This window comes from Bradyrhizobium sp. CB1015, assembly GCF_025200925.1.
Lineage (GTDB): Bacteria > Pseudomonadota > Alphaproteobacteria > Rhizobiales > Xanthobacteraceae > Bradyrhizobium.
In genome coordinates this window covers 5,599,629-5,611,727 of record NZ_CP104174.1, presented here as the reverse complement: position 1 = coordinate 5,611,727, position 12,099 = coordinate 5,599,629, and the positions used below count along the sequence as shown (strand labels likewise).

General features: G+C 61.5%; 11 protein-coding genes and 3 pseudogenes. 5 read left to right on the top strand and 9 right to left on the bottom strand.

Going from position 1 to position 12,099, the window contains the following annotated elements:
- Positions 1-34: 34 nt before the first annotated feature.
- The 3 genes and pseudogenes from N2604_RS26185 to N2604_RS26175 form a co-directional block, all read right to left on the bottom strand.
- Positions 35-628: a hypothetical protein gene (locus N2604_RS26185; protein ID WP_260371023.1), complete on the bottom strand. Its 594-nt coding sequence runs from the start codon at positions 626-628 to the stop codon at positions 35-37.
- Positions 625-1,742, bottom strand: a pseudogene (locus tag N2604_RS26180) (ERF family protein). The gene N2604_RS26185 and the pseudogene N2604_RS26180 overlap by 4 nt, the downstream one beginning before the upstream one ends.
- A pseudogene (locus N2604_RS26175) lies at positions 1,726-2,576 on the bottom strand (YqaJ viral recombinase family protein). Before N2604_RS26175 ends, N2604_RS26180 begins: the two co-directional pseudogenes overlap by 17 nt.
- Before the next feature lie 402 nt (positions 2,577-2,978).
- Between N2604_RS26175 and N2604_RS26170 the strand changes: the two are divergent.
- The gene (locus tag N2604_RS26170) at positions 2,979-3,206 is read left to right on the top strand and encodes a hypothetical protein (RefSeq protein WP_260371022.1); all 228 of its coding nucleotides are present in this window, start codon (positions 2,979-2,981) and stop codon (positions 3,204-3,206) included.
- Positions 3,207-3,290: 84 nt separating this feature from the next.
- Here the strand turns inward: N2604_RS26170 and N2604_RS26165 are convergent.
- The 3 genes from N2604_RS26165 to N2604_RS26155 form a co-directional block, all read right to left on the bottom strand.
- A protein-coding gene (locus N2604_RS26165; RefSeq protein WP_409241647.1) for an IS630 family transposase occupies positions 3,291-4,170 on the bottom strand; the annotation gives its coding sequence in 2 pieces (ribosomal slippage) (positions 3,291-3,893 and positions 3,895-4,170; 879 coding nt in all).
- 584 nt (positions 4,171-4,754) lie between these two features.
- Positions 4,755-5,129 carry a DapH/DapD/GlmU-related protein gene (locus N2604_RS26160; protein ID WP_260371020.1) on the bottom strand — a complete coding sequence of 125 codons (375 nt, stop codon included), beginning with the start codon at positions 5,127-5,129 and terminating at the stop codon, positions 4,755-4,757.
- Between the two features lie 664 nt (positions 5,130-5,793).
- Positions 5,794-6,993: an IS256 family transposase gene (locus N2604_RS26155; RefSeq protein WP_260370469.1), complete on the bottom strand. Its 1,200-nt coding sequence runs from the start codon at positions 6,991-6,993 to the stop codon at positions 5,794-5,796.
- Positions 6,994-7,287: 294 nt separating this feature from the next.
- On the opposite strand from N2604_RS26155, the gene N2604_RS26150 reads away from it, so the two are divergent.
- Positions 7,288-7,509: a hypothetical protein gene (locus N2604_RS26150; RefSeq protein ID WP_260371019.1), complete on the top strand. Its 222-nt coding sequence runs from the start codon at positions 7,288-7,290 to the stop codon at positions 7,507-7,509.
- Between the two features lie 53 nt (positions 7,510-7,562).
- On the opposite strand, the gene N2604_RS26145 is transcribed toward N2604_RS26150, so the two are convergent.
- Together N2604_RS26145 and N2604_RS26140 are read right to left on the bottom strand one after the other, a co-directional pair.
- On the bottom strand, positions 7,563-7,907 hold the full coding sequence (locus N2604_RS26145) for an H-NS histone family protein (protein WP_260371018.1): 345 nt from the start codon (positions 7,905-7,907) through the stop codon (positions 7,563-7,565).
- 357 nt (positions 7,908-8,264) lie between these two features.
- Entirely contained in the window at positions 8,265-8,798 is a 534-nt protein-coding gene (locus N2604_RS26140) for a hypothetical protein (protein ID WP_260371017.1), read from the bottom strand.
- 30 nt (positions 8,799-8,828) lie between these two features.
- Between N2604_RS26140 and N2604_RS26135 the strand changes: the two genes are divergently transcribed.
- The 3 genes and pseudogenes from N2604_RS26135 (at position 8,829) to N2604_RS26120 (ending at position 11,041) form a co-directional block, all read left to right on the top strand.
- Positions 8,829-9,518 (top strand): response regulator transcription factor, encoded by a 690-nt coding sequence (locus tag N2604_RS26135; protein WP_260371016.1) that lies wholly within the window; start codon positions 8,829-8,831, stop codon positions 9,516-9,518.
- Between the two features lie 549 nt (positions 9,519-10,067).
- A pseudogene (locus N2604_RS26125) lies at positions 10,068-10,418 on the top strand (hypothetical protein); the annotation flags it as partial.
- Between the two features lie 350 nt (positions 10,419-10,768).
- Entirely contained in the window at positions 10,769-11,041 is a 273-nt protein-coding gene (locus N2604_RS26120; RefSeq protein ID WP_260371014.1) for a hypothetical protein, read from the top strand.
- Positions 11,042-11,208: 167 nt separating this feature from the next.
- On the opposite strand, the gene N2604_RS26115 is transcribed toward N2604_RS26120, so the two are convergent.
- Positions 11,209-12,000, bottom strand: a complete 792-nt coding sequence (locus tag N2604_RS26115) for a Crp/Fnr family transcriptional regulator (RefSeq protein WP_260371013.1) — start codon at positions 11,998-12,000, stop codon at positions 11,209-11,211.
- Between the last annotated feature and the right edge of the window lie 99 nt (positions 12,001-12,099).

Here is a 12,099-nt window from a genome sequence, read left to right as displayed (position 1 = left end):
TGCGGTCGGTGCTTTCAGTTGTCTCCTGATTTCATCAAGCGGCTTGCGTGCCGTTTGCAATTGTTGACCTTTTTGCACCCATCCAGCTTCGGTTCCGGATCTCGCGCAGCAGCAACATGCGCTTGGTTTGCGCGGCGTTGAGCAAGCCTTCGAACAGGGCCAGAACCTCGCGCGCCTGAACGTAGACTTCGGTGGTGACGGCGTCTTGATCGAAGCCATAGGCGGCAAGCCGCGCCTCGATCTCGATCGCGGCGATCGAGTCAGTCCGCCAGCTCAGGGCATTTTGCTGCGTGTAGTATTCGGCCTGGAGTTCGAAGTCGGGATCGATCCCGACCATGTCGATGTGCCGCAGCGCCGCTTCGATGGCCTTTTGGCGATAGGTCTCGAGCAATTTGTGCCGCAACATGCGGTAGCGCTGGATCTCCCAGGACAGCTCGGCCACATCGATGGCGAGCAGCCACTCGATGGCGGACCGGGGCGCAAGGTCCGCGAAGATGGCCTGTCGCAGCGCGTGGTAATGGTCGAGATGTTCGCCGGGCAGCAGCAGGGGCGGCGGCGCCAAGGCCGCAAACTCGGCCGGGAGCGCAGTGGCGGTCAGTTCGCGCGCGGTTTGGAACGGGCCGTTCATCGGGATGCCTCCACGCCCGGGTTTGCGAAGACGGCCGCGACGCCAACCGCGCTGTCGATCGAACCATGCACCGGGCTCGCCGCCCACAGCTCCTGCGCGAGCGGCAGTGGCGCGATCTGCAGGTTCGCCCACCACGCCCGCTCGTTGCCTCGTGATGGGCGCGGCACAGCGGCACGGTGCACTCATCGCTGACCTTGCGCCCGAGCGCCCGCGGCTGGGCGAATGTCAGATGATGGGCATCGCATGGCGTTTGCCGGCACACCAGGCAGGGCTGCTCCTTGACAAACAGCAGGTGCGCCTTGCTGCGCTTGCGGGTCGGCTCCTTGGGATGAGCGAGCCCCGCCTCGGGCAGCGCCGGCTGCAGCGCGGCCTCGAGCGGCGCTGCTGGCAGGGTTGGGGCGCCATCCAGGACGGCGGGTTGCTCGGCCGGAGTCCGGGCCGCGTCCTCAAGCTTGGCCTGATAAGCTGCCTCGACGCGCCGGGCATCCGGCTCCTGCAGGCTGTTCTTGAGCGGCAGGCTCGTCATGGCCCAGCCGAGCAGATCGGTGCTGGCGGACAGCGCTTCGAGCTGGCGCAATAGCTGCTCCCGGAGTGCGGCGGACTCGTCCGGCCGCAGCACCCGGGCACGGTTGAGAACACCCTTGCCGGGTGAGGCCTGGAGGTTGGGCGGGACCAGGGGACCGGCGGCCGTATGCGGGGCGTCCAGATCATCCTCGCCGGTAATCCCGACCAGCGCGAACAGGGCGTAGCGTCGGGCGTAGGTCAGCGCCGCGCCCATGCGATGCGGCGCCTCGACGTCCCGTGCGGCGCAGACCGGCCAGTCCGAGGAGATCCACTCGCCGGAGGAATGGGCGAGCAGGGTGGTGAGGTGGATGTGGCCGGTCGAGGCCTCGACCCGGGTGGTCTGGATGGCGGCGATCTCCTGCAGGCTCAAGGTCTTGCGCACGATGTCGAGGCCGCTCGCCAGCGAGGCGTAGCGAAAGGTGCGGTCGTCATCGCGCAGGAACGGCGAGCGGATCTGTGCGGTCAGGGTCTTTTCCGGGTTGGTCAGCGCGGCTTGCGCGCGGGCCAGCGCCGCCGCGATCGTGCCGATATGCTCACTGGCCTGATGCATGGACGGCCTCCATCTCGACCGGATCAAAGCTGACCGCGCCGGCTTTGGAGCGCTTGGCGCGAACGCCGTGGCCAAACGCCTCCTTGGCATCCTCCGGTAGCAGCTTCTTGAGCTCGGCCTTGGCCAGCTCGTGCTCGGCATGGGCGTCGCGGGTGCGCAGATAGATCGCCGCACATTCGGCCCAGACATTGGACGCGGCCATGTCGACGACCTTGACGGCGGCAAGCCGCGGCCGTGGGGTCTCGATGCCAAACAGCAGCGGCGGCTCGCCGCTCTGCACGCAGCGCCAAAACTTCTTCTCCGCAGTCAGCAGCAGGTGCTGGTAGAGCGGGTCGGCATGCACGGTGATCTCGACCCATTTGCCGCCGCCGTTGATGACCGAGAGCACGGCCGCGCGCGCCGCAACCACCCACATGTTGTGCTGCAGCTGCGCCATGTGCTTCTCCGCCGCGGCCTCTTCGGTAAAGGCCCAGGGCAGCATGAACTTGGCCTCGAACACCGCGCCGGTCGGGGCGACGATGCCGTCCAGCGTGGCCGCCATCCAGCCGTGCACGGAATGCCGCACCCGCTTCTGGACATCGGCGATCGCGTGCACGGTGGCGGCCTGGTACCAGGCGCGGTTGAGTTCTTCAGTGGCAAGGCCGAGCTGAACGACCAGGTTGCGGGACAAATCTGGCGGCGCGATCTCGCCGCGCTTTTCCCGCCACAGGCGAAGCAGCGCGTCCTGATCGTGGCCCATGATGATGCGGCGTCCGAGCCGCCGATGAACGCGCGGCGGTCGTGGCGGTCAAAGGTGGTAACGGAGTGGGGCGCCGCGGCGCCGTCGGTTGCAATCGTGGTCACCGGTCTCTCCTTGGCTGACGCGGCTTGCCGCCGCACCACCAAAACCCCCGCCACTGCGAGGGGAGAGACCGGGGCCAAGGGCCCGCTGGCCGGCCCAATGATTAACGCTCCTTTTGCGCGGGAATGCCAGTCCTTTCTGCAGCAATTTTGCAGTTCTTTGATCGAAAAACCGTTGATCTTCCAATACGTTGGAGCGAGCTTGCGGCCGCAACAATCAGCATCAGCCGAGGGTCTCGGACATGGCATCAATTCGACAAATCGAAGCCAATCGCCGCAACGCCAAGCGCAGCACCGGGCCGAAAACGGCACGTGGAAAAACGAGGTCCAGCCGCAACGCGCTGCGTCACGGGTTGGCGCAGAGCGATATCTGTGATCCTGCCGAGGCGGAGAGTCTTGCCGTCGCGATTGCTGCGGGGGCTCGGGCATCCGGTCACGCCCGGTGCGGCGATGGCGCTGGCGCACTCCAAGCTCGCGCTTCTGCGGATCCGCAGCTTGCGGCAGGCGATGTTGGACGCGCTTTTGAACTGCCCGGTCCCGCTCGTCGTGAAACGTCTCAACATTATCGAGCGGTATGAGCGGGCGGCGTTGGCGAAACAGAAGCGCGCGCTTCGAGCCCTATGATCAAACGGGGTGCTTTAGAGCGCACGCGAGCAAATTGGCTTCGTTCCGGAATTTCGGCCGGCACCAGCCTAAAGCGCGATGGCATTAGGTTCGATAGCCTGAATTTTTGAGGTAGTTGGCGCATTCCTCTGAGGTAAAGGCATCGAGTGCGTGGCCGATTGCAGCGCAGACGGAGTCAACGGTTCGCGCGGCAGCTTTGCGGACCAAGTGCTTAAGCTTGGCAAAGACTTGTTCGATGGGGTTCAGGTCTGGCGAGTATTTTGGCAGGAAGAAGAGTTTGGCGCCGACCGAACGGATGAGCTGGCGAACCGCTTTGCTCCTGTGGCTACCGAGATTATCCAAGACGACGATGTCACCGGGCTGAAGGGTCGGCAGGAGGACCTTCTCGACATAGGTGCGGAAGCTCACGCCATCGATCGGCCCCTCGATGAACCATGGCGCATCGATCCGGTCATGGCGCAGGGCCGCCAGGAAGGTCATGGTCTTCCAGCGGCCGTGGGGAACCTTGGCGTGAAGTCTGTGCCCGCGCGGCGCCCATCCTCGCAAGGGGGCCATATCGGTCCGGGTCCAGGTCTCGTCGATGAAGACCAGCCGTTCAGCTTCGACGCGACTTTGATACTTTGCCCACTGGGCTCGCCGCCGCGCGACGTCGGGACGATCGCGTTCGCCAGCCGCCACGCTTTTTTTTGAAGCTGAGCTTCTCGGCATGTACGAAGTCCCATACCGAGTGATAATCGACTTTCAGGCCGCGCCCGGCGAGCTCAGCAACGAGACCGCGGATGGTGAAATCGCCGTCCTTGATCCGCTGCGACAGCCAGACCGCGTGCTCACCCGAAATAGCCTTCGGCTTGTAGCCGCCGATCTGGCTAGGCTCGACACTGCCGGTCTCATCAACCCGCTTCATCCAGCCGATGGCCGTGCTGATTGCCACCCCAAACTGCTTGGCGGCCTGATTGCGGGACATCCCGCCCTCGATCGCGGCCACAACACGTTTGCGACGGCTTGCCCATCCATGCTGGCCTCCGTCCAGCCAGCATGGTGAATCAGAAACCGACTGATTTGGGTATCCCAAATCGATTCAGTCTAAACCCATCCCGCTTTAGTCACAAGGCGGTCCGTCAGACCACTTGAAGCTGTGATCGCAACCCGAGGCACCACGGGCAAGCGCGTGGCTGATCGGCTCGTCGCAAAGGCGGAAAGGAGGCGTGGACGATGATTGCGACCGGACCCTCCAGCACGTTCCGAAAACCCGACAGCGTTGGCCCTCGTCCCAGATGCTCGGCAGCACAGAGCCCTGCTTGCCTGCGAAAGCACCCTTAAGAGCATTGCGTTGTTCTTGACCGCGGTTGGCCAAAACCGGATAGCTCGCGTGGCTGCGTTGTTTTTCAGCTGTCGGGCTTCTCTGCCGATGAGGAAAGTCTCTCGTTTCTTCGGTTTCTCAGCAAGTCTTCAACGATCCCCGTGATCTCTAGACTAATGAGATCTTGCCCGAGGCTATGGCGGCAGCTTCGAGTTCTGACCGCTAGTGTATTACTGATGCGGCTTGCATTATGTGGCTTTAGACGCAGGGTGAACTCGCGCTGGACAGCCAAACGCCTTGGCACCCGCGGGAATATCCCTGTTGACGAACGAGTTCGCGCCTATAACGGCGCGGTCGCCGACGGTTGTACCCATCTGAATCACCGAATTCGGGCCAATATAGACCCCGTTGCCGATCGAGGTGGGCGCGTAATCGATCGGATCCCGGCCGAGCGAAATTGAGCGGTTTACAGTGTGATGCGTGTAGATCTGAACGCCAGCAGAGATGGAGCACCAATCTCCGATCTGCAAATCTCCACCTGAACCATCCAGAATGCATCCCGGTCCAATCCAGGTATTTCGTCCGACCTTGACGCGCCCCAGAACGAGTACGTTGTCGTACATCGTGCTCCCCTCTCCAAAGCCATATGCTGCGGCGTTATCGTCGCGCTCGGTGAGAAGGTCTCCGATCGACACCCTCCGATCAAACTGCTTCCTCTTGCGAACTGCGAGAGCCCGCAAGAATTTGCGCGTAAAGGCAAGCCATTGGTCCAAATTGTGCTCAGAGAGGCGGGGATCGAGCTTTGAATGCATCAGAAAGCCATTGCGCCATCGTGAACTGGACTTGCACCGATGGCGTCCATCTTAAAAATCGTGGACGCCGAAAACGAGGTGCCCGCCCAGGCGAACCAAAGCTAGGATTATATCTTGTGGAGTTCAATTATTTAATATTGAGACGCAACTAGTTTTTGTCCGCCTTGACCGACGTTCGGCCACGTCTGGCGGCGACGGTTTCCCTCTTCAGCGTGCCCCCATTCCCTGATCACTGTCAGAAATTTCCCTGTTGTGGATTTCCGCATCCAGTGCCGCAACAGCTTGGAGTCCAGGCGTTTTCGTACATTCCCTTAGCCAGATAGCCCGCGCTATATGGGATTTTCCCTGTAGAATTCCTCTTCGCTGGGAATTTGGGCACAACGTTGCCTTTCGCCAACGCAGCGCTTGGATCGTGTCCCTGAGCGTGGTGTAACTGGCGGTGGGACACCGCGTTCGCCGGCAAGAGCCGGACTGGTCAGCTGGCGATAGCCGGGAGGCTGACGGTTGGATCATCGCTCAACGGCGCGATGGTTTCCAGGGTCATGTAACGGGCGCGCTGGACGGCCCATTCATCATTCTGTTCGAGCAGGATCGCGCCGATGAGGCGGACGATAGCGTCCTCATTGGGGAAGATGCCGACGACCTCGGTCCGGCGCTTGATCTCGCCGTTGAGGCGCTCGATCGGGTTGGTCGAGTGCAGCTTGGTGCGGTGCTGCGGCGGGAACGTCATGTAGGCCAGCACATCGGTCTCGGCCTCGTCGAGGAAGCCGGCGAGCTTGGGTAGCTTGGGGCGGAGCTGATCGGCGACCTTCCGCCATTGCGCTCGTGCGGCCTCGGCATCGTCCTGGGCAAACGCAGTGGCGATGAAGGCGGAGACGACACGCCGTCCACTTTTGCCGGCATGGGCCAGCGCGTTGCGCATGAAGTGCACGCGGCAACGCTGCCAACTGGCGTTGAGCACCTTGGCGACGGTCGCCTTGATGCCCTCGTGGGCGTCGGAGACGACCAGCTTGACGCCGCGCAGGCCGCGGCGGGCGAGCTTGCGCAGGAACGCCGTCCAGAATGTCTCGGCCTCCGAGGGACCAATGTCCATGCCGAGAACTTCGCGCCGGCCATCGCTGTTGACGCCGACCGCGACGATCACCGCGACCGACACGATGCGCCCCTGCTGGCGCACCTTCACGTAGGTGGCGTCGATCCACAGATAGGGCCAATCGCCCTCGATCGGGCGAGCGAGGAACGCCTTCACCTTGTCATCGATCTCCGCGCACAGCCGCGAGACCTGGCTCTTGGAGATGCCGCTCATGCCCATCGCCTGCACCAGATCGTCGACGGAGCGGGTCGAGACGCCCTGCACATAAGCTTCCTGCACCACGGCGGTGAGCGCCTTCTCGGCCATCCGGCGCGGCTCCAGAAAGCCGGGGAAGTAGGAGCCTTTGCGCAGCTTGGGAATGCGCAGCTCGACCGTGCCGGCGCGGGTCTCCCAGGTCCGGTCGCGGTAGCCGTTGCGCTGCGCCAGACGCTCGGGGTTCTTCTCGCCGTAGGCGGCCCCGGTCTGGCCTTCCACTTCCAGCTCCATCAGGCGCTGGGCAGCAAAGCCGATCATCTCGCGCAGCAGATCCGCATCAGGGGTCTTCTCCACGAGCGTGCGGAGGTTCATCATCTCATCGGTCATCGGTGGTTCCTCGAATCAGGTTGGTGTCAGCAACCCGACCCTACCGGCGAACTGCCGGTGACCACCGCAAAGCCGCCCGCCCGCTACGGCGCCATGGGAGGGCGCGCGTGCGGACGGCTTTGCTCTACCGAGCTACACCATCACCGGGGACACGACCGCGCTTGTGGCCGCTTGGTGGGTGGCGTGGACCGATGCGGAGGGCGGCAATTAAAATAGTTGAACTAACATATTTAACTTGAGGTGCAATAATAGAGGTCTAAGTTCAGGCGGGCTGGATTGGAGCAGGACGAGCCGATGACCCAACTCGACGCAGAAGGCGACGATCGTCGCGAATTCCTGAAAAACTGCGGAAGATTTGCCGCCGTTACCCCTCCGACTGTGACGCTGTTGCTCTCCACCTCGCTGACGTCTGCCGCGATAGCCGGCTCGGGCGGTCACATTGTGCATGGCAACAATGGCTTCGGCAATGGCGGCCGAGATGGCAGTCCTAACGGGAAAGAGGATCGCGATCGGTAAGATCCGGTCCAACGGGCAGCTGCGGCCATGTAGGCCGCCGGTGGGGCCGGAGGTCAGCCGGTCCGGCGGCGCCTTTGCGCGGACGAGCGATCGATCAATAGATCGTTCAGTTTCTTGCCGGCTCGAAGCTGGGCTTTCAGCCATCGGGGCTGCTTACCGCGACCGGACCAAGTTTCGGACGGATTCTTCGGGTTCTGGTATTTCGGCAGCACAGGTGGGTAGGGGCGGCGAGGACGTTCCTCGTTCTGGGCCGGAGCGGCCGTCCCCTCGATCTTGCGAAGCCGCTCTTCGAGCTTGGCCTTTTCCGCAGTCATCCTGCGACTAAGAACAGCGGTGACTTCATCGTAGAGTCGCCACAGCTCGGCTGTGGTCATGGATGCCCAGTCGTCGTTCTCCATGGAAGTCGTCCCCACTACCTTCCGAACCGAAACAGGAGGGGGATTATCAGGTCAAAGCGGGGTCCGGCAAGCGCGATCCACTCGTGCCGCTGCGCCAGTGTGGAACGCAGTGGTCGGAGTTACCGGCCGGGCCCGTGCCTCCGAACGAGCGGCCGCTTCGTCCCCCGCGCCCGGGCTCCTCGCCTCAGCGCAAGCAATCGCTGCTCGGCCTTCAACACGCGGCTACGCAAGTTCTGCAATTCAGTGAATTGAACGATGAGAGCCTGATGAGTTTGACGCAAAACTGCTGAAGAATACATGTGACCACCTACTCATTGCCAACGATGCCCTCCATGACCGCTCGTTGAAGTTGCTGAATTAACGAATATGCAGCTCCAATTCGGGGTGACCGGTTTTCATCGTTGCTACACTGGCCGCGCGATGCAGCCATTTTCCTGCTTCATTGCCCAGCTTCGCCTTGATGAATAGTATTACTTTTTCTCCCTTCAGAAGCGCGGTTTTTTGAACGGTCCCGCATTCGTCGAAACTTCGTCGAATGTTAGATTTGAATCGTGAATGGCCCAATATATCGTTGGTAATAACGGTGCCAACGAAGTTAATTGGATGTTGACCATCATAACACAGCAAGCCGATCTGTTCGCCGATGACATTCTCTGAGGGAATTTGCTGGGTTAATCTATCAGGCGTTGTCGAAGGAACGCTGCCTTTCGTCGAGGAGCTTGCAGCCTTAATTTTGAGCACCGCATTCTTACGGTGCTGCGCATATTTGCCGGTCAAGTTACCTTGGTGCAGTCGCCGAATGTTGGGCCGTCCAAGATTTGGAGCGGTCTTCTGGCCGAGCGGACTGGTATCCCCGCGTTTCGAAGAAATTGTTGGATTAAACGGCTGCACGGGGGGTTGTTAGCGATAGGCAGGGGAAGCATGCATCGCACCAGAATTGTCATCGCGGACCGACATCCGATCGTCTTGCAAGGGATCAGGAGCGTTCTTGCGACGCAGCGTGATTTTACGATCGTTGCATCCTGCAGCGATGGTGCAAGCTGCAATGAGGCAATCCGATTTCTTGTGCCGGACGTCGCGCTTGTCGATGCTGCACTGCCCGATGTCAGCCGGCAGCAGATCCTTGCTCCTGCAAACGCTGCAGGCCCCAGTCCCGTGGTGGTCTTCTTCGCCGGTGTCGCGGCCGATTGTGAGTTGCAGAGGCTGGCCTTGGACGGCGCCTGCATCGTCCTCTCGAAGGATTCTGATGCCGAGATGCTGGTCTCAACCCTGCGGAAAGCCGCCCAGGGCCAAGCAGCGGCCTCGCCGAGCGCCGGGCCAGCCAACGATGAGGCCCGCCCCGATGAGAAGCCCCTGGCACAACTGACAGACCGGGAGCGGCAAATCATGCGGCTCGTGTCGGAGGGTCTTTCGAACAAGGAGATTGGACGTCGGTTGAACCTTGCCGACGGTACGATCAAGGTCCACCTTCATCATATCTTCCAAAAGTTGGACATCAGCAATCGCACGGTTCTTGCGGCATTGGCGATTTCGCGAAACGAGTTGCATGCCGCGTCACGTGAGATGGATCTCCCTGATCTGTTGCGTCAGGATCCGGCGGGCGTGAAATGACCGGAGCGTCTGGCTCCTTCCGGAGCGTGCACGGGGGGTTATCGTGGCGCCAGATGCCCAGCCATGTCGCTGCAGGCCCCTTCGGCCTCGGCTAACGTTCGAAAGGGCGAACCGCCAATCTTGATTGCGGCCTGGTTTTTGTGGAGCGGACGCCAACTCGCCATATAGCCGGACCGGCCATGAAAGCCGGGGCCTCTGGGGCTTTCGAAGCTGATCACGAACGAGAAGCCCTCGCTGGTCGCGCTCCAGATCTCCATGTCCCGGACGGACCGGTGGAATTGCAGTGGCATCGTAATGATCCGTTGCAATCGAGCCCTGCGCTCGACCTCCGTTAAACACAAATTAATCGTATTAAATGGCGAGCGCAACTCCGAAACGGACCTGGAAGGCAGGAGTGCGCCAGGAAGTGCAAGAACGAGCACGGAAATTGCCGACGATCAGCTGACGGCGCACGTTAAACAACGTCAGCCACATAAAGAAAATTATCGGTTGAAAGTACATTTAATATATAATACCGTAAATAAAATTTTAAACCGAGGAGAGCGTGTTGTGACCCGGGACGGTAACGAAGATGACGACCGGCGAGCGTTTTTGAAAACCTGCGGAAGATTTGCGGCCGTGACACCCCCCGTGATGACTCTGCTTCTATCCACTTCGCTGACCTCAAGAGCCATTGCAGGCTCGGGGGGGCTGCATGGGGTGACGCAGAAGGACGGGAGGCAGTCGTTCTTCGATAACGACCGGTCGTCCGTATCAGGGCCGGGGAGCTCCAGCGGCGGGTCGTCAGGGGGCGGCGGGGGAGCCCCTGGCGGTCGCTCTGCTGCATCATCTCGCGCCGGAGGGGCAGCCGGCGGTGGCCCTAGTGGCGGGTCTGGTGGTGGCGGAGGCAGTGCGAAGGGGCCTTTCGCAACTGGCGGCGGCTCTGGACTTCCAAACGCAGATGGTGGGCTCGATTGCGCAGAAGAAGACGAGGAAAAGCGCAAGGCTGAATGTCCGGGAGCTAACACGAGGATTTCGAGTGCAGCCGAATCCAGCCGATAGCAGTCTTCTCAGCCCATGCGTGCGCCTGCAGCGCCGTGTGGTTTGGCAGGGCTGGACCTTTCTCCCATGCTAAACGTCCGGCCGAGTCATCCCTTGTTGCACCGCCGCAGTGCGTTTTGCGGTGCAAACATTGCCAAATGTTAGTGCGATTGTACTGGATTGCATAGCTTTCCCGACTTCTTCTCAAGACCTCGATCAGGGGGCGTGTCATGAATAGCCGCGTTCGAGCGGAGAGTCCTGCGGCGCTGCTTCGAGAACGTCTCGAGGCGCTGGTCGCACAGCTCGCGGAACTTGAGAAGCTCAGAGAGCGGGTAGGCCGAGAGGAATATCTTCAGCGCAAGCTGCGCAGGGCGGGCGGCGCCTATCACCGAGCTCGGACCGTGAGTGGGCGTTCCAGCTTCGCACGGGCAAAGCTCATGCCCGTGCTGCTTATTCGCAAGAAGTCGGGCTGTTGTGACGAGCATCCCAAGGCGAATGGATGACGGGACTTTTCGTCCATGGTTCGCTGCGGCCGGGGAATCGGCGGCAAGGCCGCAAAAAAATCTTGAACTCGCTTCCACGCAGGATTGAGCGTTTGCAGCGCCGAGCCTCGCGCACTTTTTGCAGAATGGCGAGGGAATATGCGGTGGTTCGCGAAAACGAACCGGTTCTAAGAGCCTGTCCCGGCTATTCGGCTGCCAGGTGAGCGGGAGGCGCTCCGCGCTGGAGGCTTATGAACGAGCCCAACCGTGCCGTGGGAGACTATCCGATCGATTCTGCGGGTCAGGACCTTGTAACACTCGCATGCTACGGCTTCGAGCCGCGGCCGATCGATCTCAAGCTGGCCACGTCGATTGGATTTTAGTGCTCTTGAAGCCCGCATCGTGCTCACGACATGTGTGACGGTGGTGCGGCGGACGCCCAGCAATTCCGACAACGTCTCCTGGGTCAGCGGGAGGAGATCGCTGCCATTTGCCCGATCGTGAATGTGAAGCAGCCAGCGCGCCAGGCGGGCTTCGACGGAATGTAATGCGTTGCAGGCCGCCACGTGCTGGAGTTGCGTCAACAACGATCTCGTGAAGACCTGCACCATGGCTCCAATGGGGGGGCTGCAATGTTGCGCTGTCAGGAATTGTGCGGGCGAGATCTGCAGCGCGGCCCCCGAGATGCGAACAACGGCCGTCACGGGCGAGTGGGATGCGCCAAGCGCTGTCGTCAGACCCACAGCCCCCTCGTGGCCGACTATCGTCGTGGCGACCGTCTGCCCGTTCGGCAGCTCCATGATAGTGGCTATCGCACCGCTCAGGGGGAAGAAAAGATGTTCGATCCGATCGCCCGATCGGACGAGCACCGAATCGCGCTCGATCACGATCTTCCGTAGATGAGGCGCAAGCAAAGCAAAATCCGCTGGCGGCAACGCTGCTAACAACCGGTTACCAACTCTGGTCGCGTGGTCCATCATGGGATTAACCCCCCGACGGATGCCCGGCGCGAGAACTCATGCCGGATTGTCGAGCTGCTCTCCTGCGTGCAGCTCAACAGCAGTTAACTGGCAACTACA